The 22,910-nt window shown below is 72.4% G+C and carries 23 protein-coding genes, 1 tRNA gene and 2 pseudogenes; 8 read left to right on the plus strand and 18 right to left on the minus strand.

Annotated elements, in window-relative coordinates:
* Positions 1 to 16 precede the first annotated feature (16 nt).
* Positions 17 to 481 carry a GatB/YqeY domain-containing protein gene (locus tag ACZ56B_RS07130; protein ID WP_468787136.1) on the minus strand — a complete coding sequence of 155 codons (465 nt, stop codon included), beginning with the start codon at positions 479 to 481 and terminating at the stop codon, positions 17 to 19.
* Between the two features lie 166 nt (positions 482 to 647).
* Between ACZ56B_RS07130 and ACZ56B_RS07135 the strand changes: the two genes are divergently transcribed.
* The 4 genes from ACZ56B_RS07135 (at position 648) to ACZ56B_RS07150 (ending at position 3,292) form a co-directional block, all read left to right on the plus strand.
* A complete protein-coding gene (locus ACZ56B_RS07135; protein ID WP_468787138.1) occupies positions 648 to 1,574 on the plus strand; it encodes a metallophosphoesterase in 927 nt (308 codons plus the stop codon).
* A 342-nt stretch (positions 1,575 to 1,916) separates the two neighbouring features.
* On the plus strand, positions 1,917 to 2,669 hold the full coding sequence (locus ACZ56B_RS07140; protein ID WP_468787140.1) for a Pr6Pr family membrane protein: 753 nt from the start codon (positions 1,917 to 1,919) through the stop codon (positions 2,667 to 2,669).
* A 68-nt stretch (positions 2,670 to 2,737) separates the two neighbouring features.
* A tRNA-Pro gene (locus tag ACZ56B_RS07145) sits at positions 2,738 to 2,811 on the plus strand.
* A gap of 145 nt (positions 2,812 to 2,956) precedes the next feature.
* A complete protein-coding gene (locus ACZ56B_RS07150; protein ID WP_468787142.1) occupies positions 2,957 to 3,292 on the plus strand; it encodes a hypothetical protein in 336 nt (111 codons plus the stop codon).
* Positions 3,293 to 3,438: 146 nt separating this feature from the next.
* Here ACZ56B_RS07150 and ACZ56B_RS07155 read toward each other — a convergent pair whose 3' ends face one another.
* Entirely contained in the window at positions 3,439 to 3,867 is a 429-nt protein-coding gene (locus ACZ56B_RS07155) for a hypothetical protein (protein ID WP_468787144.1), read from the minus strand.
* 97 nt (positions 3,868 to 3,964) lie between these two features.
* On the opposite strand from ACZ56B_RS07155, the pseudogene ACZ56B_RS07160 reads away from it, so the two are divergent.
* Positions 3,965 to 4,790: pseudogene (locus tag ACZ56B_RS07160) on the plus strand (transposase).
* Positions 4,791 to 4,799: 9 nt separating this feature from the next.
* Positions 4,800 to 5,084 carry a DUF7336 domain-containing protein gene (locus ACZ56B_RS07165; protein ID WP_468787146.1) on the plus strand — a complete coding sequence of 95 codons (285 nt, stop codon included), beginning with the start codon at positions 4,800 to 4,802 and terminating at the stop codon, positions 5,082 to 5,084.
* A gap of 612 nt (positions 5,085 to 5,696) precedes the next feature.
* Here the strand turns inward: ACZ56B_RS07165 and ACZ56B_RS07170 are convergent.
* The 11 genes from ACZ56B_RS07170 to ACZ56B_RS07220 all read right to left on the minus strand — a co-directional run bounded on the left by ACZ56B_RS07170 (position 5,697) and on the right by ACZ56B_RS07220 (position 16,787).
* On the minus strand, positions 5,697 to 6,071 hold the full coding sequence (locus ACZ56B_RS07170; RefSeq protein WP_468787148.1) for a transcriptional regulator: 375 nt from the start codon (positions 6,069 to 6,071) through the stop codon (positions 5,697 to 5,699).
* A complete protein-coding gene (locus tag ACZ56B_RS07175) occupies positions 6,068 to 6,586 on the minus strand; it encodes a hypothetical protein (RefSeq protein WP_468787150.1) in 519 nt (172 codons plus the stop codon). The genes ACZ56B_RS07170 and ACZ56B_RS07175 overlap by 4 nt, the downstream gene beginning before the upstream one ends.
* A gap of 471 nt (positions 6,587 to 7,057) precedes the next feature.
* On the minus strand, positions 7,058 to 7,597 hold the full coding sequence (locus ACZ56B_RS07180) for a Pycsar system effector family protein (protein ID WP_468787152.1): 540 nt from the start codon (positions 7,595 to 7,597) through the stop codon (positions 7,058 to 7,060).
* An 87-nt stretch (positions 7,598 to 7,684) separates the two neighbouring features.
* Complete coding sequence (locus ACZ56B_RS07185; RefSeq protein ID WP_468787154.1) at positions 7,685 to 9,133, minus strand: DUF4407 domain-containing protein; 1,449 nt, start codon at positions 9,131 to 9,133, stop codon at positions 7,685 to 7,687.
* The gene (locus ACZ56B_RS07190) at positions 9,126 to 10,202 is read right to left on the minus strand and encodes an SPFH domain-containing protein (protein WP_468787156.1); all 1,077 of its coding nucleotides are present in this window, start codon (positions 10,200 to 10,202) and stop codon (positions 9,126 to 9,128) included. The genes ACZ56B_RS07185 and ACZ56B_RS07190 overlap by 8 nt, the downstream gene beginning before the upstream one ends.
* 80 nt (positions 10,203 to 10,282) lie before the next feature.
* Positions 10,283 to 12,475, minus strand: coding sequence for a hypothetical protein (locus ACZ56B_RS07195; RefSeq protein WP_468787158.1), 2,193 nt, complete (start codon positions 12,473 to 12,475; stop codon positions 10,283 to 10,285).
* Positions 12,468 to 13,277 carry a hypothetical protein gene (locus ACZ56B_RS07200; protein WP_468787160.1) on the minus strand — a complete coding sequence of 270 codons (810 nt, stop codon included), beginning with the start codon at positions 13,275 to 13,277 and terminating at the stop codon, positions 12,468 to 12,470. The genes ACZ56B_RS07195 and ACZ56B_RS07200 overlap by 8 nt, the downstream gene beginning before the upstream one ends.
* A 93-nt stretch (positions 13,278 to 13,370) precedes the next feature.
* A complete protein-coding gene (locus ACZ56B_RS07205; RefSeq protein WP_468787162.1) occupies positions 13,371 to 14,123 on the minus strand; it encodes a Crp/Fnr family transcriptional regulator in 753 nt (250 codons plus the stop codon).
* A gap of 302 nt (positions 14,124 to 14,425) precedes the next feature.
* Positions 14,426 to 14,755: a hypothetical protein gene (locus ACZ56B_RS07210; RefSeq protein ID WP_468787164.1), complete on the minus strand. Its 330-nt coding sequence runs from the start codon at positions 14,753 to 14,755 to the stop codon at positions 14,426 to 14,428.
* A gap of 212 nt (positions 14,756 to 14,967) precedes the next feature.
* The gene (locus ACZ56B_RS07215; RefSeq protein WP_468787166.1) at positions 14,968 to 15,819 is read right to left on the minus strand and encodes an ABC transporter permease; all 852 of its coding nucleotides are present in this window, start codon (positions 15,817 to 15,819) and stop codon (positions 14,968 to 14,970) included.
* Entirely contained in the window at positions 15,816 to 16,787 is a 972-nt protein-coding gene (locus ACZ56B_RS07220) for an ABC transporter ATP-binding protein (RefSeq protein WP_468787168.1), read from the minus strand. Before ACZ56B_RS07220 ends, ACZ56B_RS07215 begins: the two co-directional genes overlap by 4 nt.
* Positions 16,788 to 17,025: 238 nt before the next feature.
* Between ACZ56B_RS07220 and ACZ56B_RS07225 the strand changes: the two genes are divergently transcribed.
* Entirely contained in the window at positions 17,026 to 17,313 is a 288-nt protein-coding gene (locus ACZ56B_RS07225; RefSeq protein WP_468787170.1) for a DUF4190 domain-containing protein, read from the plus strand.
* 105 nt (positions 17,314 to 17,418) lie between these two features.
* On the opposite strand, the gene ACZ56B_RS07230 is transcribed toward ACZ56B_RS07225, so the two are convergent.
* From ACZ56B_RS07230 to ACZ56B_RS07240, 3 genes are all read right to left on the minus strand, one after another.
* Positions 17,419 to 18,375: an ion transporter gene (locus ACZ56B_RS07230; protein WP_468787172.1), complete on the minus strand. Its 957-nt coding sequence runs from the start codon at positions 18,373 to 18,375 to the stop codon at positions 17,419 to 17,421.
* Between the two features lie 157 nt (positions 18,376 to 18,532).
* Entirely contained in the window at positions 18,533 to 19,558 is a 1,026-nt protein-coding gene (locus tag ACZ56B_RS07235) for a hemolysin family protein (protein ID WP_468787174.1), read from the minus strand.
* Positions 19,555 to 20,892 carry a hemolysin family protein gene (locus ACZ56B_RS07240; protein WP_468787176.1) on the minus strand — a complete coding sequence of 446 codons (1,338 nt, stop codon included), beginning with the start codon at positions 20,890 to 20,892 and terminating at the stop codon, positions 19,555 to 19,557. The genes ACZ56B_RS07235 and ACZ56B_RS07240 overlap by 4 nt, the downstream gene beginning before the upstream one ends.
* A gap of 661 nt (positions 20,893 to 21,553) precedes the next feature.
* Here ACZ56B_RS07240 and ACZ56B_RS07245 point away from each other — a divergent pair.
* On the plus strand, positions 21,554 to 21,844 hold the full coding sequence (locus ACZ56B_RS07245) for a zinc-ribbon domain-containing protein (protein ID WP_468787178.1): 291 nt from the start codon (positions 21,554 to 21,556) through the stop codon (positions 21,842 to 21,844).
* Between the two features lie 45 nt (positions 21,845 to 21,889).
* Here ACZ56B_RS07245 and ACZ56B_RS07250 read toward each other — a convergent pair whose 3' ends face one another.
* Entirely contained in the window at positions 21,890 to 22,822 is a 933-nt protein-coding gene (locus tag ACZ56B_RS07250) for a M56 family metallopeptidase (RefSeq protein WP_468787180.1), read from the minus strand.
* 6 nt (positions 22,823 to 22,828) lie between these two features.
* Positions 22,829 to 22,910, minus strand: a pseudogene (locus ACZ56B_RS07255) (BlaI/MecI/CopY family transcriptional regulator); the annotation flags it as partial.

Here is a 22,910-nt window from a genome sequence, read left to right on the forward strand (position 1 = left end):
GCGCGGCGGACCGGACTCAGCCGGCCAGCAGCTTCTTCACCGCGGCGGCCACCCGGCCGCCCTCGGCCTGCCCGGCCACCTTCGGGTTCACGATCTTCATCACGGCCCCCATGGCCCGCGGCCCCTCGGCACCGGCCGCCCTGGCCTCCTCCACCGCCTGGGCGACGATCGCGTCCAGCTCCTCGTCGGACAGCTGCCGGGGCAGGTACGCGGCCAGCACCTCGCCCTCCGCCTTCTCCCGCTCGGCCTGCTCGGCACGGCCACCCTGCGCGAAGGCCTCGGCCGCCTCACGGCGCTTCTTCGCCTCCCGGGTGATCACCTTCTGCACCTCGTCGTCGGAGAGCTCGCGCTTCTCCTTGCCCGCGACCTCCTCCTTGGTGATCGCGGCGAGCGTCAGCCGGAGCGTCGAGGAGCGGAGCTCGTCGCGCTCCTTGATCGCGGCGTTGAGGTCGGCCTGCAGCTTCGACTTGAGCGTGGTCATGGCCCGATTGTCGCAGGTGCGGCGGGAAGGACGCCGTCGATTTAACGGCCCGTGTCCAAGGGCCCGTGCCGCGGGGGCCGTTCGCGTCCCCGGTGACGTCCCGCCGAGCCGCACGGGGACGACCTCGGCGTACGGCCGGCCCGACCGCGTCTGACACGATGGACGCATGCGCGCGCGATACGGAATCCCCCTGGGAATCACGGCGGCCGGTGCCGCCGGACTGCTGTACGCCGCGGGCTTCGAGGCCCGCTCCTTCCGCCTCCGACGGGTGACCGTCCCCGCCCTGCCCCCCGGGATGCGCCCCCTGCGCGTGCTGCAGGTCTCCGACATCCACCTGGTGAGCGGGCAGCGCAAGAAGCAGCGCTGGCTGCGCTCCCTGGCGGCCCTGCGCCCCGACTTCGTGATCAACACGGGCGACAACCTCTCCGACCCCGAGGGGGTCCCGGAGGTCCTGGACGCCCTCGGCCCCCTGATGGAGTTCCCGGGCGCCTACGTCTTCGGCTCCAACGACTACTACGGCCCCAAGCTGCGCAACCCCGCCCGCTACCTGATCGAGAGGGTCCAGGGCCGCCACGGCCTGAACGGCAACCCCCCGGTCGTCGGCGCGGTCCACAACCCCTGGGAGGACCTGCGGGACGGCTTCGACGCGGCGGGCTGGCTGAACCTGACGAACACCAGGGGCACGCTGAAGCTCGAGGGCGCGTCGGTCGAACTGACCGGCCTGGACGACCCGCACATCAAGCGGGACCGGTACGCGGAGGTGGCGGGCGGCCCGTCGGGCTCGGCGGACTTCTCGATGGGCGTCGTCCACGCCCCCTACCTGCGCGTCCTGGACTCCTTCACGGCCGACGGCTACCCCCTGGTCCTGGCCGGCCACACCCACGGCGGCCAGCTCTGCATCCCCTTCTACGGCGCCCTGGTCACCAACTGCGACCTGGACACGGACCGCGTGAAGGGCCTGTCCACGCACACGGCGGAGGGCCGTACGTCCTACCTCCACGTGTCGGCGGGCTGCGGCACCAACAGGTACACCCCGGTCCGCTTCGCCTGCCCCCCGGAGGCGACCCTGCTGACGCTCGTGAGCCGGAACTAGCGGGTCCGGCGGGACGACCGACGGAATCGACGAGGGCGGCGGGACCACCAGGACCCCGCAGGACCCGCAGGTCAACGGTAGGACGAGACACGGACGGCGGGCCGGTCCGGCCCCCGGTGCCCGACCCGAGGGGTGGTCGAGCACCGGGGGCCGGGCCGCCACCCGGCGACAGGGGTCCGGCCCCTGGGGACAGGGATCCGGGAACCGGGAACCGGGATCCGAGGGCGGGGATCCGGGTCACCCGGGGACGGGCGGCCCTCGCCTCCCCCACCCCCACCCCCGCATCACCCGCACGGACCACCCACATGGCCCCGGACAGGCCGTCTGCCCACGATGGAGTGCATGACCGCCCCGATACCCAGGGACCTCCCGGACCTCCCCGCCCTCCCGGGCTTCCCCGGCACGACACCGTCCCCGCTGTCCTCCCCCACCCTCGCCCGGGCCCTGACCCCACCGGTGCGCCGTCCCCTCGTGGCGGCCTATCGCCTGCTCCTGGCCCTGGCGGCGACGGCTGCGGTGACCGGAGCGGTGCTCCTGGCCGGCCCGGTCCGGGCCCTGAGCCACTTCACGGTCCAGAGCACGGTCCTGCTGGCCCTGGTCACCCTCGTCTCGGCCCGCCGCGCCTGGACACCCCGCCACCCCCTGCCGGGCACCCTGACGAGCGCGGCCCTGCTGTACGTGGTGACCGCCTCCCTGGTCCACCACGTCCTGCTGTCGGACGCCCCCGCCCGCTTCTCACTGACGGGCGAGGCGTCCTCCTGGCCGGCGGTCCTCACCGCCCACGCCCTGCACACGGTGATCCCCGTCGCCGCCCTCCTGGACTGGCTCCTGCTGTCCCCGCGGGCCCGCCTCCACCTCCGCCAGACCGCCCCCTGGCTGCTGTACCCCCTGGCCTACCTGCTCTTCTCCCTGGCCCGCGGCGCACTCCTCCCCGGCTCCCCGGACCGCTTCCTCTACCCCTTCCTGGACACCGCCCACCACGGCTACCGGAGCGTCCTGGCCAACGCCCTCCTCCTGGGCCTCTCCCTCCACGCCGTCGCCGCCCTGCTGGTGGCGGCGGACCGCGCCCGTCCCCAGCCGATCCACCGCCGGTGAGAAACCGGATTTCGTCTCCGGCCAGCAGTGGGCTAAAGTAAACGTCGTCGCCGCGACAGCAGCGACATCGGGGTGTAGCGCAGCTTGGCAGCGCGCTTCGTTCGGGACGAAGAGGTCGTGGGTTCAAATCCCGCCACCCCGACACAGGTCAGAGGCCCGTTCACGTGATCGTGAATGGGCCTCTGACGTGCGTACAGCAGCGGAGTACGGCAACCGCTACGGCTCTTGCCGGCCGCCCGCGCCCGCACGAAGCCGCTCCGCCGACCTCCGTAGCTAGGCTGGCCTGCATGCAGTCGGTCCAGGAGCGAGCACAAGAACTTGTGGAGCAGGCATCAGCCGCCCTGGCCGTCCGCGGCCTCTCAGCGCGCTTCGAGATTTCGGCGCGGGAGGATGTGTGCCTGGTCGAAGTGGACCTTCGGGACGGCGACGGTTTTCAAGCACTTGTCAGTCCGTTCAGCGATGGTTGGGTGGGCATCCTCGACCCGCACCAGGAGAACCTGACGGCAACCCAGTGGACGAGATACGTGGTAGCACGCGCACAAGGAGTAACGGCTGGGGAAGCGCTGGAAGAGGTGGTCCCGCCCCGCGAGAAAGCCCGCTGGTGGCGAAGGTCTGGGTCATGATCCGTGGTGCGGATGGTGCAAATGGTGCAGCTGGTGCGGCAGGTGTCCGGGCGTCGAGTCAGACGGCGGGCTCACGGCTTCAAGCCGGGGGCTGGGTCGTTGACCCGATCATTGAGACCCCGCCGGCCTGAGAGCTGTCCCGTGACTCACGAGGCCATGGGGCATGCTGCGTCAGGGTCGATGCCGATGGCACCGGCCGAGCGGAGCGAACGCCCGAGGTCTCCGGTGAGGATGCGCGGGTGTCGCCGCCACCACCACAGGCCGGGGCCGGGCAGCCGGTGGAACTGCTCGCGTGCTGGGCCGTCGTCGTCGACGGTCGCCGCCCGGTACCGGTCGTCCAGAGCTTTGACCCGCGGGGTCCAGAGCCAAACAATGTGTTCGTCCAGCAGGAGCCACGCCTCGTGCAGCCAGTTCCGGCAGTGGAGGTCGTTGGTGTACTCGTGGATGTCGTCGCCGTAGCCGCGCTCGGTGAAGCTCACCAGAGCGGCCCGCGCGTTCACCCTTTCAGCGACCGTGAACACCGTCCGCCGGCCGCGCTGGTGCAACAGCTCTCCCCCCTCGGTCTCCGTAGCCACGGGCGGAGGATCTCACGCGGAAGCCGTCCGGCGATCGCGACATCTCCCGCCGGAGACTGCGAACCCTGAAGCATGATCAAGGTGAGACGATCTCGCCGTGGCTGGTGTGATCACGGCGTCGGAACCCTCCTGGACAGCCCCGTTCACCGGGCTGGTCCCACGACAGTTCACGAGGCCCGTGACCGCGTTGCGGCGGGAGGGCGCCGACCCGGTGAGCGGAGGCCGACCCTGGGGCCTGCCGCGGGAAGACGGATTCCTGCCGGTGGCCGCGTACTGGCGGACGAACCTCACCCTGCGGCAGCTGGCCCCGTTGTCCGGGGTCCCCAAGTCCGCCGCCGACCGGATCATCGCCCGCTTCGGGCCGTTGCTCGCCCTGCGGCCTCGCACCGGGTTCCGGAAGGACACGGTGCTGATCGTCGACGGCTCCCTGGTCCCCACCGGGACCACACGAGCGCCGAGCGGTCGAAGAACTACCGGTACTCCACCAACCACCAGATCGTCATCGATGCCCGCACCCGTCCGGTCGTCGCCGTCGGCCGGCCGGTCGCGGGCCACCGCAACGACTGCAGGGCGTGGGAGCTGTCCGGAGCGAAGGGCGCCGTCGGCCGGATCACCGTGATCGCTGACGGTGGCCACCGGGGCACCGGCCTGGTCATCCCGCACCGCCGCGACCCGGACGGGCCGAACCACCGAGCTGGGAAGAGGAATACAACGCCTCGCACCGCAAGGTCAGGGCCCGCGTCGAGCACGCCTTCGCCCGGGTGAAGAGCCGGAAGGCCCTCCGCGACCGCCGCTCGAAAGGCAACGGTGTGCACCGCGCCATGCTCGGCATCGCCCGCCTCCACGACCTCACCCTCACCGACTGGGCCGAGAGCAGGCAGGTCAGCAAGCACGACCGTGATCAATCACGGGACAACGCCTAGCCTGGCCACGTGATCGTCTATCCCCTGTGGCACGTAGGCCACCAGAACGACGCCGGGCCTGACGGGGCAACCGTACACATCGACGAGGACGGCGTCTTCATCGATGAGCAGGACGGCGACGACGTCAAGTTGCTGGGCATCTACTCGACGGAAGAGAAGGCCGAGGAACGCATGGTCCGCGCCCGTCTGCTACCGGGCTTCCGGGACGAACCCAGATGTTTCGTCATCGCCCCCTACCTCCTGGACGATGACGCTTGGGAGGACGGCTTCGTGCGCATCCCCCACGGGGAGTAACCCATAGCCACGTCCACCGTGCCGTTCTCTACTCGGTCGGCACCGAACAGGCCACGGCTGGGCCGCATCGTGCGATCGGTCGGTGAGTAGCTGACCGTGTGACCACGCCGACGAACAACCGCGGACGTGCACGGACGCCTGCGGGCCATCAGCACAGGTGAGGGCCACGCCAGTGCAAGGCAGAGCATCCGCCCAAGTCGCTCCGGGACGAAGAGGCCGTGGGTTCGGATCCCGCCGCCCCGACACAGGTCAGAGGCCCCTTCACGTGATCGTGGACGGGCCTCTGGCGTGCGTGCAGCAGCGGAGTACGGCAACCGCTACGGCTCTTGCCGGCCGCCCCTGGCCGACCGCTCCCCCGCCCGCCAGGAGGCCGCGTACCTCACGCGCGGTCGAGTCGGGAGGTCAAGGGCACGCGAGAGCCGATCAGGTACGTCAAGGCTCGGAACCACGCACCCGGTCCCGGCCCTGGACACGGTCGGCTGCCCTGCACCGACATCGAGTCCGTCGAGGAACGCGAGCAGGTCCTTGGTGCCACCAGCGCCTCCGGCCGGCCATCGCACCAGTCGACGGCGGCAGACGGATCGGACTCCGATCGGAGTCCTGAAGCGGTGGTCATGTGGTGGGTGGGCCGGGCGCGGGGTGGGGAGCTTCCAGGCGACGGACCAGTGCGCGCAGGGCACGGAGTTCGGTGTCCAGTGCTTGTGCGCCGTCGCGGGTGAGGGCGATCCAGGTGCGGGGGCGCCGACCGGTGTAGCCCTTCTCCAGGGTGATCAGACCCGATTCCTCCAGCACCTTCAGGTGCCGGGAGAGGTTTCCGTCGGTGACGGCCAGTTCCTTCTTCAGGAAGCCGAACTCGACCCGATCGGCTTCCCGGGCGATGGCGAGGATGCCGAGCCGCACGCGCTGGTGGACGGTGTCGTCCAGCGACCTGGTCGGATGGAGTTCCTCCTGCTCGTCCCGCGCAGCGGTCGAGTCCCCGGCGCTCATGGGGCAACCGTACCCGCGTCGGTGGCGCCGGGCGCGGCCCGACGGCGGGCAACGGCCCACTCGGCCAGGCCGGCAAGGAGCAGGACGGCGGCGAGCAGGAGTGCCTTGGCCTGCGGTCCGTCGGTCCAGCCGGGACGGACCGGGTGTTGCCAGGGAAGCCATCCGCTGCCCCAGGAGGCCCCGAGGTAGCCGGTGAGCAGCAGGGCGTGAGCGGTGCCGGCGGCTGCGGTGCTCCAGCCTCTCCCCTGACGCGCTCGGCTGTGAAGCGCGATGTCGTTCGGCTGGCAGACTTGCTGCGTGCCGGGTGTCTTCGAGGGGGGCGTGATGAGCGGACGCACGAAGGGGTGGCTGATCGGCGGTTGGCTCGTGGTGGTTGTCGCCAGTTGGTCGTTCACGGAGTCGATCGACGACGGGATCGAGCCGACGTCGGGCCCCCGGCCGGAGCCTTCGTCCTCGAGTTCCGCCTCGGGATGCCCGACGCCGATACCGGCGGCCGACCCGGAGCGCAGCCTCACCGCCTACACCGGCACGGAGCCTGATTTCGTCGCCACGGCGATCATCTGCACGACGTCAGGCTGACACCACGCCCCCGCCGAGACCTACAGACCCGCCCCCCGCGACAGCGGTGAGTGTCCGGCTGCGTGACGACGCCGACGTACAGCGGCGGACAAGCCGAACGTCTGTGGACGGTCACCACAGGTGAGAAGCACAGCGCCCCCAGGCCGGACGCCCGCCCCAGCTTGTCTCGGGACGACGAGGCCGTGGATCCGCGTCCCGCCACCCCGGCAGTGAAGTACCAGGTCATGGGGTTGATCGGCTCAGGAGTGCGAGTCGGGCCCCTGAGGGGGTACGAGGGCTGCTCCGGGTCCGGTCGGATCCGGGTCCGGTCGGGCCCGGCCGGGGCAGTGTCTCGGCCGTCATCGGCGGGCGGAGCGTGCTGGGCGTGTTGCGATCGGCCGGCCGGCCGTTCCTCGGCCGGTGTACCGCTAGGTCGACGCCCCCGTCACCACGCCCAGCAGCGTGAGCACGAGGAAAGCCGTGCCCCAGGCAAGGGCGTGGCGTATGCAGCGGTACTTGGTCCAGGTGATCTGCGACAGGGCCGCCAGTTGGCTCAGGTCCCGGGCCACGAGGTCGGTGCGGCGGATCGTCCGCTCCAGGTGCGCGACCGACGTCGCGAGCCTCGCGTCGCCGAAGTAGTGGGTGCGGGAGCAGTGGGGGCTTCCGAGGCGCGGGGTCACGGCCAGGCCCAGCAGGACGAGTGCCGGTACGCAGGCGGCGCAGCCCGCCCAGAGGAGGAGCTGCGGGACGACGGCGTACTGGCGTGGGGTGATGGCGCCGCTGCCGATCGCGCCGAGCAGGGCGGTCAGGGCCGCGCCCAGGGACGCCAGCGTGAGGCCGGCCTTGTTGTCGGCCTTCACGAGTTCCTCGCGGACCTCGGACAGCAGCACCCTGGCGAGTTCCGTGCCGTGGTCGGCTGCGGTGCCGGCGTGCGGGACCGTGCCGGCGTCGTCTCCGGGTGTGGTCATGCTTCCCCTTCCGTTCCGTCGGTGTCGGGTGGCCGCCCCGGCACGCGGGGCGGCCGTGGTCCTGTGTTCCCGCTCCGGGCCGGTGCGTCAGACCGTCGACGAGCGGCGGATCTCGTCCTCCAGCGCGTTCACCGCCTGCCGGACCCGGATGTTCATCGCCGCCGTGTGTTCCCGGAGGGCCGCCTCCGACTCGGCGCGGTGACGCCTGACCTCCTGTTCGATGGAGTCCTGGGCGATCTCGAGGTTCGCCATGGCCCGGCGCTCGGCGAGCCGGACCTCCTCGTCGTGGATCCTGACCGCACTGTTGCTCGCGCTGGTGAGCATCCGGTCGTACGCGGACTCACCGCTCAGGTACTTCACCAGGACGGGAAGCACGTCGAGGAGGACGAACAGCAGACGGACCAGCCAGATGCCCACGAACAGCACGGGGTTCCCGATCGCGAGTTGATCGAGCGCCCGCATCCGTTCCAGGACACCGATCTCCTTCTGCTGGGCGCGCTCCTCGTCCAGCCGCCGCTCGATGCCGTCGGCCCGGGCCTTGAGGAAGTCGCCGCGTGACACGGTCAGCTCGGCCTCGATCTCAAAGATGCGGCTGTTCATGCGGGCCAGCCGCTTCTCGTTCTCGTCGGTGCGGTGGGTCGTCCGGTAGTCCCGTGCCTTGTCGCGCAGGCGCAGGCACTCGGACGTCCGCTGGAGCAAGCCGGTGGCGGCCGTGCGGATCAGCCGGCGGCACTCGTCCCGCACCTCGGAGTCGATGGCCTCCAGCCTGGTGGTGTCCTGGTCCACCCGCTTCTGCAGGGCGGCCGCGTCGGAGCGCAGGGCGGTCAGTTCCCCGGCCCGCTCGCCCGGTGTCTCCTCGAAGGACAGGACGTACGTCCTGTCGCAGCCCTCCGGGGTGACGGTCCGCGCCGTGGACGGTACGGGGTTGCAGCGGACCAGGTTCGCGCGCAACCGGTCGATCGTGTCCGTGCGTTCGTCGGCCACGTGTTCCTCGATGGCCGTCTGGAAGATGCGCAGTACCAGGGGCTCGGCGATCACCGCGCCGAGCAACAGGGCGACCAGCAGGCGCGTGAGGAGGGGGCCGACCCGCCGCCGCGCGTTCGGCTGCGGAGTGACCAGCCAGCGGTCGAGGTTGAGCACGAACAGCATCCAGATGACCGTCGGGACGAGGGCCACGAGGGAGACCCTGCCGAGCGCCTCGGTCGCGAAGTTCCACATGGAGAACGCCGCGATGACGGAGGTGCCGAGCACCACCCCGCCGAGCGCCGTGTACTTGCTCCGCTCGTACCTGACCTTGGCCAGCAGTTCCTCGTCGACGCCGGTCAGGGCGCGCAGCCGTCGTGCGGCGTCGAAGCCGGAGGGGCGGCGGGCGGTGCGGGCGAGGGCCTCGTCACCAGGGGTGCGGGCAGCGGGTCCGCCCTCCGTGGCGCGGGCGGTGGCCCGGCCGCTCGCGGTACGTGCGGCACCCTCATCGCCGGGGCCCCGGCCGGCCGTCGCGCCGGGGGCCGTCACGCGGTCCGTCAGAAAGTCAGTCAACGAGATCGTCCTCGTCCTGGACGGGACCGTCCTGCGGATCGCGCGCGCCGTTCCGGACCGTTCCCGCACGGCCGGGGCGCGCCGGTCCCGGCTCGACCATGCGGGCGGGGTCGGCGGCGGTTCCGACGCCGGGCGCGGCCCGGCCGCCCGTCTCCCGCAGGACCTGTTCCAGGACCTGGTGGTAGTCGACGCCGTACTCGCTGCCGCCCATCTGCCGCAGCAGCGTCAGCAGCATGTCGCGGCGCATCTGCGCCTCCGCCGCCTCCCGCGCCTGCGCGTGGGCTCGGTCCGACGTCTCGGCCTCGTGGCGGCGGGCCGACCTCTCCTCGGTGATCCGGTGGATACGGGCCGCCGCCGCGGTGACGTCGATCTCCTTCCGGGCGATGCCGAAGGCGTCCACGTGGTCGGATCCCTGGGAGAGCAGTTCCGCGATCCGGAGCGCGTCCTGGGTCTCGAAGTCGCGTTGTCCCCGCTGGAGTTCCCAGGAGCGCCGCTCGTCGCGCAGCTTCTGCTCCCAGTCCCGCAGGTCGTCCGACGCGTGCACCTCGGCGTTGACGAACTCCACGCTCATGCCCGCGACCCGCGGCGGCACGATCGCGCCGTAGGCGGTCATGCGGTGGCTGACCTCGGTCCGTACCGCGTTGACCTCCTCCACGCGGTGCCCGGCGCTCACCCTCGGCAGGTCGCCGTCGCCCATCAGGTAGGCGCGCAACGGAACGGTGACGTCGATGACGCCCTGCCGGGCGATGACGGTCGGGTCGGTCACCTGGCAGGTGAAGGACGCCCGCACCGTGAAGTTGTCCGCCTCGCTCACCGACGGGAGCGTGCGCTCCACCTCGACCAGGCGCGCCCGGGTGTCGACCAGGCTGACCGAGGAGGCGTCGAGCACGTCGGGGTGGGACGGGTCGAACACCATGCCCTCGGGGAACGTGCGGTAGTTCCCGCCGACCCTGAAGACGTAGACCGCGCCGGGCGGCAGGTGCGGCACGTCGTCGCGGCGGCGGCGCCGGGACCACCAGGCGCCCTGGACCGCGGCCAGGACGTGCTCGGCTATGACCGGGTAGTTCACTTGCTTCGGCCTCCTTGAGCGGAAGTGAGGGGAGGGGTGGGTACGAGGGGCGCGGTGGAGCGCCGGGAGTTCACCGGCGGTCAGCCGCGCAGTGATCCGATGAGCACCTGCGCCAGTCGGCGGGTGCCGGGGGTCGCGTAGTCGGGGTGGTTCAGGGCGATGGGCAGGTGGCGGCACAACGCGGCCCACTGGCGCCCGCTCATGGCGTTCCGCATGGCCTCGCCGAGTTCGCGTACGGCGCCGGTGACGGACGGGTCGTCCCGCAGTTGCACCAGCGTCCGGCACAGTGCGCCGACCGCCCGGCTCCGGTTGCCGCGGTGCAGGACGTCCGCCCACAGGGACCCGAGGTGGCGGGCGCTGTCCGGGACGGTGCGCAGAAGTGCCGCGGTGATGGGTTCGGGGGCCTCCAGCCGGGTGGCTTCCAGGAGCTGGACGGCGGTCCGCAGCGCGATCGACCGCTCCCGGGGCCCCGGTGCCGCCCTGGCGATCACGGTCCGTACGTACCGGAGGATGAACAGTGCCCATTCCGGGTCGTGTTCGGCGGTCTGCAGCAGCAGGACCAGCGAACGGCGGGCCGAGAACGCGATCCGCTCCCCGCGCTGCGTCAGGAGCCAGAGCCCGTTGAGCGCCTTCAGCCGGTAGAGGGAACCCAGGCGGCCCGTCAGCGCCATGGCCGCCGTCACCGCACGGCCCTGCCCCCTGTTGTCCGTCCAGCCCAGGGCGATGTACAGGGCCTGCGGCGCGAGGTGCTCGACGTCGCACATGAACTGCAGCGTCAGCGCGGCGGTCACCCGTTGGTTGGTGAGGCCTTCGGACCACACCTTCAACATGTTCTCGTCGACCTCGACGAGCGCGTACCGGGCCAGGAGCGCGACGCCCCGGGCCACCTCCGTCCGGGTGTCCAGGTCGCCCAGCAGGGCCAGTTCCCCCAGCCACCGGCGCAACGGGTACCAGAGCTCGTAGCCGTACAGGTCGTGCAACTCCGCGATGACGAGTTCGCGGATGCGCGGCGAGGTGAAGACCAGGCACCGCTCGCTGCGCCCGGCGGCCCGGCTCGGGCCGAGCCGGGACTCGGTCGTCACGAGCTCCACCGCCCGTTCCCGCCACCGGGCCCGGGACTGGTCGGTCACCGCGCCGCTCAGCGGCGCTCCGGTCGAGCCGTCCGGCTCCGCGACCGGTGTCTCGCCGCTCTGCTCCCAGTTGCGCACATGAGCGGCGAGAGCGGCGCACTCCTTCTCGAACGTCCGCTCCGGGATGCCCTCCAGGAAGGCCAGGGCGGCGAGCGGGAGCAGGTCGTCCGCGGCCGGCCGCCTGCGGAACCACTCCTGGACCCGCTCCCGGTGCCGGTCCCGCAGGGTGTCCAGCGCCGCCTCCGCGCCCTCCCGGGACAGGGCCGCGGCCGCTTCGACCACGTCCGCCGGCCGTCGCTGTTCACCGACCCGCTCCAGCAGTTCCTTCTCGGCGTCCGGGTCGAGACCGGGGTGCGGCAGCCTCCCCCTGCAGTGCTCGAACAGTTCCACGGGGTCCGGGGCCCGCCACGGCACGCAGTGGTCCCGCAGCGCCAGCCGCCGGCGGATCGTGCCGTCCGCCGTGATCACCAGGTACGAGTTCTTGCGGCGCAGTTCCTCGCTCAGCCGTCCGATCTCGTACGCCTGCACGGCCTCGGCGCGCGGCTCGCCGACGTAGTCGAGGATGACGTACCCCTGGCCCGGCTTGAGGTCCCGCGACGCGGCCAGCTCGGCCAGGGCGTCGGCGGGCGACAGGCTGCGCAGCCCGGCTCCGCCGCCCAGGACCTCCCTGAGCAGGGCGAGGGAACCCGCACCCCGGCCGCAGCCGTCCTGACCGGTCAGGACGACGAGAGCGTCCTCACGCAACCTGCCGAGCGCCTCGTCGAAGCAGGGCTGCGGCGGGACGTAGAACCGCAGGGCACGGTCCGCCTCCCCGGGCTCGATGGTGCCGGGGGCGAGACCGGGGGACGGGGCGGCGCCGAAGCCGAACGCCGCTGCGGAGGCGTCGACGACGCCGTAGAAGTTGTTGTTGACGAGCTGGTGGACGCGGCGCAGATCGTCGTAGCCCCGGTCGTCCTCCTCGCGTTCGTCCGCCTCCTGACGCCGCTCGGGAGCCGCGTCCGGTCCGGTGTCCGGGCCGGGGGCCTCCTCCACGGCTCCCGGCGCACCGCGGTCGTCGTCCGGTGCGGACTGCGCGACGTCCTCGTCGAAAGCGGGGACGGACGGTGCGGCCGGACCGCGGGCCGGGTCCGTTTCGTCAGTCACCGGCGCTCCCGAAGCCGAAGACGGCGCCCCGGGCGTCCAGGGGACCGGCGACATTGTTGACGTTGATCTTGTCGGCCCGGTACTCGTTGCTGATCCCCGCCCCGCCGGCTCCGCCCGCGGCGGCCGGTCCGGGCCGGACCGCCGCGGGCTCCCCCGACACCGGATCCGCGGGCTTCCCCGTCCCCGCGGTCCCGGGCTCGTGCGAGGCGGCGGCCGGTGTGCCGAGCGCGGGCACCCGCAGCCAGGCCGTGGCCTCGTACTCCTTCACCTGGACGGCGACGCGGGTGAAGTCCCCGGGGGTCAGGGTCGTGTGGCCGCCCGCCACCGTGGACCGGAAGACGTCGTCGGACAGCAGCAGTGCCAGGTCGGCCCCGGGGTGCGCGGCCAGGGCCTCGTAGAGCGGGTGCGCGTTCAGCAGGCGCGCCGTGGCCACCACGGCCGTGCCGGCGAAACCGTTGTCGGCCAGCTCCACCGGTCCCTGGTGGATGACGGCCCGCAGCCGCATGCGGGCCTCGGGAACGCGCCGGGCGTTGTACTCGCGCAGCTCGGCCACGAGGTGGCGGACGTAGTCGTCGACCAGGCGCGGCTCCGTGCCGTCGACGGGTCGCACCGCCAGCTGCTCGTCGCCCTTGCGCTGGATCTGCCACTGCGCGCGGTCCAGGCCGGCGCCCCTGGCGGCGCGGTCGAGGAGCCGCGGCAGGTCGTGCTGGATTTCGGATTGCCTACGGTCGTTGTTGCTTCCGTAGGCCTGTGCGTCCACGGCTATGCAGGTGCAGGGATGGAAGTCAGGCCACGCAGCCACCCGGTCATTTCCTCTCTGGGCAGGCGATGGGCAGACACTGCCCACGAAGTGCTGTCCGAGAGGCTAGGAGAGAGTGCGTGAAGTGATCCCGTATCAGTACGGGTTCTCAGCAACAACTTTGGCGAATTCGAGCAACTTCGGAACGTCACAGATGGTTATGTTTCGGTAACTGCGTTCCACCAGTCCCTGAGCTGTCAGCGCGGCCAGTTTCTTTTCGGCCGTGTTGAGCTTCAGGCCGGCAAGCGACGCGAGTTCCTTCTGAGTCAGCGTCACGCCGAGGTGACACCGCTTGCCGTCGCTGCCCGGCGCGGGCTGGGCGTATGCCTGGCACAACTCGGCCAGGACCCGGGCCAGCCGGGTCAGCGAGTCATAGGCCTGGAAGTCGATCCGGCGCCGGTTGGCCCAGCGCAGCCGGGCGCACAGCATGTGGAGGACGGCTCGCATGGCGTCCGGGTGGTGGGAGAGGAAGGTCTCCAGCGCCTGCACCTGGATGATCCGCGCGGTCACGTCACTGCACGCGATCACCGTGCCGGACCGGGGGCGCTCCTCGAAGGCCGCCATCTCGCCGACCAGGTCACCTGCTATGCGGACGGCGAGCAGCATGTCGTAACCGCTCTCCGCGCTGGCCACGATTTTCACGACACCGCTCGTGAGCAACAGGACGTGCCGGCTTTCGTCACCCTGCTGGAGCAGGGAACGATGCGGCGGGTAGGCCATCGGGGTGCCCTGGCTCAGGAGTTCTTTCCGCGTCGCGTCCCGCAACCGGCCGAGGAATGTGGACGGCGGCCACGCGTGATTCACCAGCACCCCCGACGATCTCACTCCGCGGCGCAGCGCGCCGTTCAAGCCCGACCATGCTGCCGCCGAGCCGCGCACCGGCAAACAGACAGGACAGGATGTGGCCTGTTTCCGTGCTTCTCAGCCGGAATCGATCGAACACGCATTCACCGCGCGAACAATTGATCCCGTCTCGATCTTTCGCACGCCCGGTGCACCGGCGAGCCCGGCGGCCGGTGGACCAGGCCTTTCGTCGGGATCGGGCCGGACCCGCGAGCCCGGCCCGATCCCGACGGAAGGCCCTGAGTCCCACCGGGAGCCCGCGTGCCTGCCGAGCCCGTGAGGTCGGTCCGCGGTGGTGCCGATGTCGGTCAGTGCCCGCGGTAGTGCGCGAAGACGCGGGCGCGTTCCTGTTCCCAGGCCCACTCCGGGGACGTCCGGTGGAACGGCGCGCCCTCGGCCAGTGCGAAGAACTGGCCGGCGGGCCTGCCGGTCCTCTTGAGGATCACGAGGGACGAGAGCATCGGCTCGAGCCCCCGGCTGTCCCGGCGGCAGGCGTCACCCAGCAGGAGACCGATGGTCGGGCCGCGGTGGTGGACGTCGTGTCCCTTCGCCTTCAGCTCCTCGCTGAGGGACTTGTACCAGCCGCCGGTACGGCCCTCCCGCGCCCGGTGCCGGAGGATGTCCACCGTCTCGTCCAACGCGAGCGCGTACGCGTCGTCGTCCTGCCCTCATCCGAACCCCCACCCCTCGTCGGCGACTCCCCGACAGTGGCCGGGGGACGCGCAGGACGTCACCGGTCACCGCGCGCGGGCAGGGCGGGCCGTGGGGCGGCGGCCGCGGGCGTCCTCCGGGCCCGGGTCCCACGGCCCCCGAGGCCGCGCACGCGCGCGCCGGCGTCCCCGGCGCCGCGCTAACCGACCCGCTGCATCGCCTTGCGGTGCCGTTCCGCCATCGCGGCCCCGGACTCGCGGCGGGCCATCCTGCGCAGGACGGACGGTGCGAGGAGCAGCCCGGCGGCCGCCCAGGCGCCCAGCGCGCCCGCGGTCTCCAGGTACCGCCAGGACGCGCCGATCTCGGCGGTGACCGCCTCGGCCGGCAGCAACGCGGCCCGCAGACCGAGGCCGAGCCAGTACACGGGGAAGACCTGCCCGACGATCTGCAGCCACTCGGGCAGCTTCGACAGGGGGAAGTAGACGCCGGAGATCAGGACGAGCCCCATCACCGGGAGCATCAGCAGCCCGATGGTGCGCGGGTTGTCGACGAGGGAGCCGATGACGGCGCCCATCGGCAGGGTGGCCAGGAGACCCAGCGGCACCACCCACACCAGGGTCAGCAACGCTCCGCCGCCCTGCCGGGCGACCCCGTCCACCAGGAGCACGCCGAAGGCGAAGGGGAGCGCCATGGAGACGAGAGCCGTGCCCGACACCATGACGATCTTGCCGACCAGATGGCCGACCATGCCGTGGGGGACGGCCTTGGCCCGCAGCAGCGTGCCGTCCTCGCGCTCGGCCGCCAGCAGCTGCGCCGTGGTCATCACCCCGGTGAACGCGAGCGTCATGCCCACCAGGCTCGGCAGCATGAACGCGCCGGCCGAGATGCCCGCGCCCTTCAGCGGATCGTCCCGGACCAGGAACAACGGCACCACCAGCAGGACGGTCCAGAGCACGTACCCGAACACGTCCTGGCCGGAGGTGAAGCTCTGTTTCAGCTCCGTCCAGCCGCGCCGCACCCCGAGCCTCGCCGCGTACCACACCGGGCTCATCGCGTCTCCTCCCCGAAGGCGTGCGCCGCCCGCTCGCCGGAGACGCTCCCCGCCTCCAGCTCCCGCACCATCGTCAGGTAGGTGTCCTCCAGGCTCGCCCGGCGCACCTCCAGACCGCCGATCGCCTCGCCGTGCTCCTCGAACAGCCGGCGGACGAACCGGGTGGGTTCGGCCGTGGCCTGCTCGAAGGACCGTCCGTCCCGGGTCCAGCGCACGGTGGCCTCGGCCGATGCCCGCCGGGACAGTTCCTCGGCCGGGCCGTCGGCCACGATCCGGCCGCCGGCCAGGATGAGGATCCGGTCGGCGAGCTTCTCCGCCTCGGCCAGGTCGTGCGTGGTCAGCAGGACGGTGGTGCTCTCGTCCGCGAGCCCGCGCACCAGGCCGTGGAACTCGTTCCTGGCCTCCGGGTCCAGGCCGGCCGTCGGCTCGTCCAGGAACAGCAGCTCGGGCCTGCCCACGATGCCGACGGCCACGTCGAGGCGCCTGCGCTGCCCGCCCGACAGGGTGCCGACCCGCTTGTCCGCCTGCTCGGTCAGTCCCACCGCGGCGATGAGCTCGTCGACGTCCCACGGCCGCCGGACGTGGGGGGTGGAGTAGGGCGCGTAGTACGAGCCGAGGTGGGCCAGCAGTTCCCGCGTCCGCCACTTGCCGTGGTCGCGCCAGGACTGCAGCACGATGCCCAGGCGTGCGCGCCACCGCTCGTCGCCGCGGGCCGGGTCGGCGCCCAGGACGGTGACGTCACCGGCCGAGCGCATCCGGAAGCCCTCGAGCACCTCGATCGTGGTCGTCTTGCCCGCGCCGTTCGGGCCGAGCAGCACCACGACCTCGCCCCGCCGGGCCGTGAAGTCCACGCCCTTCAGCACCTCTTGGCTGCGGTAGCGCATCCGCAGGTCCCGTACCTCGATGACCGTGTCGCTCGCCGGCGGCGGGCTGCTCCCGGCTCCGGACAAGGCGTGGGCGGTCGTCATCGGTGTCCCCCGTCCTCCTGGCGGCAGCCCTTCGGTTCTCCCCCGGGCGAACACATTACCGAACGGTCCGGCCACTCCGTTCCGGCGCGGAGGGAGCGCCGTCCCCGGCCTTTTCCTTGGGGGGAGTCGACATGAGAACGCCTCGGAGGGGCATTCGGACCAACAAGCCAAGAGTGAGCCCAAAAGCGAGCAATGTACGGCCCGTTCGGCCCGTACAACCGACAACCGGGAGTATGCAATGACGAGTTACGGCAGTTCCCCTGCCGCGTCCTCCGGATCGCGCACCAACGGCCTGGCGATCGCGAGCCTCTGCTGCGGCGTCGTCGGACTGTTCATCCTGAACATCGTCCTGGGCCCCCTGGCCATCATCTTCGGTGCCATCGCCCTCCGCCAGGCGTCGGCCAGGAACGGCGCCGGGATGGCGAAGGCCGGCATCATCCTCGGCGTCGTCGACGTGCTCCTCTGGGTGGTGCTCCTGGCCGTCGCCGCCAACAGCGGCGGGTTCAGCTGGTACGTGGGCGGCTAGCGGTCCCCTCACCGCCGTACGTGGGCAGCGGGCGGGCACCGGCCGGGGCCGGGCGCCCGCCCGCACCGCTGCCGGGGCGCCGCACGGACCGCCTGGGCGGTGGCGTCATCCGGTGTCCCCGGTGGCCGCCGCCGTCCGTTCCCGGACCGCCGGCCTCGTCGCCGCGTCCCGGTCCGCGGCGGCGAGCTCGCGTTCCAGGTCGTCCAGGGCCCTGCGGGCCGCCTCGATGCGGTGGTGCAGGTGCCGGTGGTCCGACCGGTCCGGGGGCGGGCGGCGGGCCGGCGGGGTCCGCGTCGCGTCCTCGTCCATGGTCCGGGCCTCGTCGAGGGAGGTGAGGACGACCCCGATGAGGACGTTGACCAGGACGAACGAGGCGAGCAGGACGTAGGAGGCGTAGTAGAGCAGGCTCCAGCGGGAGATCTCCAGGCCGGTGCGGACCGCGTCGCCGATGCCGTCCAGGACCATCAGCAGGAAGAGCGTGAGGACGGCACGGCCGAGGGAGCCGTAGTGCTCGGGGTCGTGGGCACCGAAGAAGACCCAGCCGATCATCGCGTACAGGTACAGCAGCAGGGCGCCGACCAGCAGGAAGCTCAGGGTGCCGGGCAGGCTGCGGGCGACCGCGACGAGCACGATGCGCAGCTGGGGCAGGAAGCGGGCGGTGCGCAGGATCCTGGCCAGGCGCAGCAGCCGCAGGACGGTGGTGTTCTCGCGGACCAGGGGCAGGAAGGCGCACAGGACCACGGCGAGGTCGAAGAGGTTCCACGGGTCCCTGAAGAAGTTCCGGGGGCGGTCGGCGTGCGCGGCCAGGCGCAGCAGGATCTCGACGGTGAACGCGGCCAGGCAGGCGTACTCGGCCAGCCGTAACCAGCGGTGCCACTGGGCGACGACTCCGGAGTACGTCTCCAGCCCCAACAGCGCGGCGTTGGCGAGGATCACGGCGAAGACGGTGAGGGCGAACCAGCGGGCGTCGGTGACGCCCCGGCAGACGTGCGCGAGGCGCCGGCGCCCGGAGGAGACACCGAAGTCGACCGCGTGGTACTGGTGGTGCTGGTGGTGCGGCATCCTGCTGCCTTGTCTCCTCCGCGCCGGCGACGGGTCCGGGGTGGCCCCGGACCCGTCGAACGATCATGCTCCGGAAGAGACTTCTACCGCACCGAAGAGACTTCTACAGAACTGTAGTCATCGTTGCGCGGGCGCCCCGGGGAAACCGGGGCGCCGGTCACGCGGTGGCCGGAGCCGGCGGCCCGACCAGTTCGGACAGCACGTCCTCCATGGTCACGAAGCCGATGACCTTGCCGCCCTCGCCGACCACGGCGGCGAGGTGGCCGCCCCCGGCGCGCAGGGCCGTGAGGGTGTCGTCGAGCGGGGTGTCGATGCGCACCCGGATGACCTTGTGCAGCGCGGAGCGCGGGAAGGGCCGGTCGCGGTCGGTCACGCCGAGGGTGTCCTTGACGTGCAGGTAGCCCAGGACGGCGCCGTCGGGGCCGGTGACCGGGAAGCGGGAGAAGCCCGCTTCGGCGGCCGTCCGCTCCAGCCGGGCCGGGGTGACCGTGTGGTCGACGGTGCGCATCCGCTGCACCGGGACCACGATCTCGCCCACCGGCCGGGTGCCCAGCTCCAGCGCGTCGCGCAGCCGCTCGCCGTCGGCGGGCGACAGCAGGCCGGCCTCGCTGGAGTCCACGACCATCCGGGCGAGCTGGTCGTCGGTGAAGACGGACTCGACCTCGTCCTTGGGCTCCACGCGGAGCAGCCTCAGCAGGGCGTTGGCGAAGGCGTTGATGCCGAACACGAACGGCCGCAGCGCCCGGGTGAGCGCCGCCAGGGGCGGCCCGAGCAGCAGCGCGCTGGGCACGGGCGCGGCGAGCGCGATGTTCTTCGGCACCATCTCGCCGACCAGCATGTGCAGGTAGGTGGCGAGGGCCAGCGCGATGACGAACGCGATCGGGTGCACCAGGCCGCCGGGGATGCCGGCCGCCTCGAAGGCGGGCTCCATCAGGTGGGCGATGGCGGGCTCGGCGACCGCGCCCAGCACCAGTGAGGAGACGGTGATGCCGAGCTGGGCGGTGGCCATCATCGCGGACAGGTGCTCCAGGGCCCACAGCGTCATCCGGGCCCGCTTGTTGCCGGTCAGGGCGCGCGGCTCGATCTGGCTGCGGCGCACCGAGATCAGGGCGAACTCGGCGCCGACGAAGAACGCGTTGGTCAGCAGGGTGAGGGCGCCGATGGCGAGTTGCAGCGTGGTCACCGGGCTTCCTCCACCAGCTGCAGGGACAGCGACACGGCCGGTTCGGTGATGCGTATCCGGCCGGCGCGGTGGTGCTCGACCTCCAGCACGTCGAGCCGCCAGCCGCCGAGGTCCACCACGTCCCCCTTGACGGGGATGCGGGCCAGGCGGGTGGCGATCAGTCCGGCCACGGTCTCGTACGGGCCCTCCGGCACGGTGAGGCCCATCTCCGTGAGCCGGTCGATGCGGACGCTGCCGTCCGCCTCCCACACCGCGCACCCGTCCTGGGTCGCCGGGGCGGACACCAGGTCGGGCACCTGCAGGGGGTCGTGCTCGTCGCGGACCTCGCCGACGACCTCCTCGACGATGTCCTCCATGGTGGCCACGCCCGCCGTCCCGCCGTACTCGTCGATGACCACGGCCATGGTGCGGTGGGCGCGCAGCCGGTCCAGCAGCCGGTCGGCGGTGAGGCTGTCGGGGACCAGCAGGGGCGGGGAGACGAGGTCGGTGACCGGCGTGAAGGCCCGCTGCTGGGGTTCCAGGGCGAGCACGTCCCGGATGTGGACGGTGCCGACGACCTCGTCCAGGCTGTCGCGGTAGACCGGGAAGCAGGACAGGCCGGTCGCGTGGCTGAGGTTGGCCGCGTCGGCGGCCGTCGCGTGCACCTCCAGGGCCTTGACGTCGACCCGCGGCGTCATCACGTTCTCGGCGGTCAGCTCGCCCAGGTGCAGGGTCCGCACGAACAGCTCCGCGGAGTCCGCCTCCAGGGCGCCCTCGGCGGCCGAGTGCCGGGCCAGCGCGCCCAGTTCCTCGGCGGTGCGGGCGGAGGCCAGCTCCTCGGCCGGCTCCAGGCCGATGCGGCGTACGAAACGGTTCGCGGTGCCGTTCAGGTGGCCGATGAAGGGTCCGAAGGCGGCCGTGAACACGCGCTGCGGACCCGCGACCACCTTCGCGACCGCCAGCGGCCGGGAGATCGCCCAGTTCTTCGGCACCAGCTCGCCGATCACCATCAGCACGACGGTGGACACCACCACGCCCAGCACGGTCGCCACCGGCGAGGCGGCGCCGCCCAGGCCGATCGCCCGCAGCGGGCCGCGCAGCAGCACCGCCAGCGAGGGCTCGGCGAGCATGCCGATCACCAGCGAGGTGACGGTGATGCCCAGCTGGGCCCCGGAAAGTTGCAGGGTCAGACGCCGTACGGCCTTCAGCGCGCCGTCCGCGCCGCGCTCGCCGGCCTCGGCGGCCCGCTCCAGATCACCGCGCTCGACGGTGGTCAGGGAGAACTCGGCCGCGACGAACACCCCGCAGGCCAGCGTCAGCAGCAGGGCGAGCAGGAGCAACAGGACCTCGGTCACCGTGCCACCCCCGCCCCCTGTGCGGCCGCGTGACGCGGACGGCGGGAAGTGGCACGGCTGCTACTAGGAGGATCACCCATCGGGAGACCGTCGCTCCTTCTCGAACGCATGGAAGACAAAGTGCGGAAACAGGATGTCCTGCCGCTGCCCCAACTGTAAAGGAGCCGCAAAGTCCTTTACCCGTTCAAGGACCCGTCCAGGGATCCGTTCAGGGAACTGTTCGAAAACCGGGGCGGCAGGGGGCAGGGCGCGGTCCGGCTTCCCGCCACCGGTACCGCGGGAGCGCGTCCCGGCGTTGAGGCGCGGGCTCACGCGGATGCCGGCCCGTTCGAGGCGGGGACGGGGGCGCACGACCCTTCCCCCCGTCAGGGCCTCCGTGGGCGATATCACGCCGCGGGGGAGGACCCCGGGGCCCTCCGGGCCGGGGCGGCGGGGCCGCGGGACGCGACGGTGAGAATGCGCGCCGCCCGCACGCCGGCCCCGCGCCGGCCGGTGGAGGAGACGGGTCGGGTCGGCCGGGGGCGGGGCTCGTGCCGGGTGCGGCGGTTCTCCCGTCCGCCTCATGGCCGACTGCCGACCGGCAGCCGGGGGACACGGGTCTCAGTGGCGGGGCACGCGGCACGGCGGTTCGGTGGACCGCGCCCCGGGAAGGATGGGCGACATGATCATTTTTGGCACCAAGGGGTACCTGTACCAGCTCGCGATACTGACCCTGGTGTGCGGGCAGTGCGGGAACCCGTCCGCGCACACGCTCAGGAAGCGGGTCACGAAGTTCACGCTGTTCTTCGTGCCGCTCTTCCCGTTCTCGACGAAGTACGCGACGCAGTGCACCTTCTGCGGCGCGGAGCAGCGGGTGACCAGGGAGCAGGCCGAGCAGCTCCAGGCGCAGGCCACCGCCGGGCCGGGCGGCCAGGGGCACGGGCAGCCGCAGCAGCAGCCCTACCGGTCCTGAGTCCGGAGGGCCCGCCCCCGGGGCCCGCACGGCCCGGGCGGTCCGCTACAGCGGGGTCGCCGCGCGGAGGATCAGGAACAGGGTCAGGGCGGAGTTCGCCGAGGACATGGCCGACACGGCCGTGCCCGCCGCCGCTCCCCAGGCCGCCAGGCCCACCGAGGTGAACACGGCCGGCCGGCGGCCCGGCGCCGGGGGCGGCGCGAGGAGGGCCGCCACGCGGCGCGGGACCGGACCCGGGGACGCGAAGGCCGCCGGCAGCGGGGCCGGTCCGGAGACCAGCGCCGCCCGGCCGATGGCGGTGGCGACCGTGCGGCGGCTGCCGACGGCGCGGGCCGCCTCCTCGTCCGCCCAGCGCTCCGTGGTGTACGACACCGCCGTGTGCAGCGGCCGCAGGAACGGGTTGGCGCGGGCGGCCAGCCGGACGGCCAGCAGGAAACGGTGGTGGCGCGCGGCCAGGTGGGCCCGCTCGTGCGCGAACAGGGCACGCCGTTCGGCGGGGGCGAGGTGACCGAGGAGTGCGGTGGTGACCACCACCCGGCCGCGGTGGGAGGCGGTGCCCGGGAGCGCGTACGCGTACGGGGCGCCGTCGGGGAGGACCGCCACCTGCGTGTCCGGCAGGCCGGCCAGGGCGCGGTGGGCGCGGCGGCGGGTGCGCACGTGCCGCCACAGGGTGCGGGCGCAGGCCAGCACCACCGCGCACAGGGCCGGGATCGCCGCCTTGCCCGCCACCTCGTCGTACGGGACCGCCGCCCGGACCTGGGGGTCGGACCAGCCGTCGGGCAGCGGGTTGCCGGGCAGCTGGGCGGTGCCGACCACCATCACCAGCGCCAGGCAGAGCGTGCTGCACGTGGCCATCACCGCGGCCACCGCGGTCAGCATCCGCGTCGCGGTGCGCGGGTGCAGGTGCTGCTCGGCCAGGCGCGCGACCGGCCAGGCCGTCAGCGGCAGCACGAGCGGCAGGAAGACGAACACCCCCATCCGGCCTCAGTCCCCCCCGTCGCCCCCGGCCCGGCCCAGCAGCTCCCGCAGCAGCCGCTCGTCGTCCGGACCCAGCCCGGTGACGAAA

Source organism: Streptomyces sp. NPDC034670 (assembly GCF_055574875.1).

Coding starts and splice junctions, on each gene's coding strand:
- ACZ56B_RS07230 (WP_468787172.1), bottom strand. CDS start 18,375: ATGCCGCACCACCAGCACCACCAGTACCACGCGGTCGACTTCGGTGTC.
- ACZ56B_RS07170 (WP_468787148.1), bottom strand. CDS start 6,071: ATGAGCGCCGGGGACTCGACCGCTGCGCGGGACGAGCAGGAGGAACTC.
- ACZ56B_RS07180 (WP_468787152.1), bottom strand. CDS start 7,597: ATGACCACACCCGGAGACGACGCCGGCACGGTCCCGCACGCCGGCACC.
- ACZ56B_RS07135 (WP_468787138.1), top strand. CDS start 648: ATGCGCGCGCGATACGGAATCCCCCTGGGAATCACGGCGGCCGGTGCC.
- ACZ56B_RS07130 (WP_468787136.1), bottom strand. CDS start 481: ATGACCACGCTCAAGTCGAAGCTGCAGGCCGACCTCAACGCCGCGATC.
- ACZ56B_RS07225 (WP_468787170.1), top strand. CDS start 17,026: ATGACGAGTTACGGCAGTTCCCCTGCCGCGTCCTCCGGATCGCGCACC.
- ACZ56B_RS07245 (WP_468787178.1), top strand. CDS start 21,554: ATGATCATTTTTGGCACCAAGGGGTACCTGTACCAGCTCGCGATACTG.
- ACZ56B_RS07215 (WP_468787166.1), bottom strand. CDS start 15,819: ATGAGCCCGGTGTGGTACGCGGCGAGGCTCGGGGTGCGGCGCGGCTGG.
- ACZ56B_RS07150 (WP_468787142.1), top strand. CDS start 2,957: ATGCAGTCGGTCCAGGAGCGAGCACAAGAACTTGTGGAGCAGGCATCA.
- ACZ56B_RS07250 (WP_468787180.1), bottom strand. CDS start 22,822: ATGGGGGTGTTCGTCTTCCTGCCGCTCGTGCTGCCGCTGACGGCCTGG.
- ACZ56B_RS07140 (WP_468787140.1), top strand. CDS start 1,917: ATGACCGCCCCGATACCCAGGGACCTCCCGGACCTCCCCGCCCTCCCG.
- ACZ56B_RS07220 (WP_468787168.1), bottom strand. CDS start 16,787: ATGACGACCGCCCACGCCTTGTCCGGAGCCGGGAGCAGCCCGCCGCCG.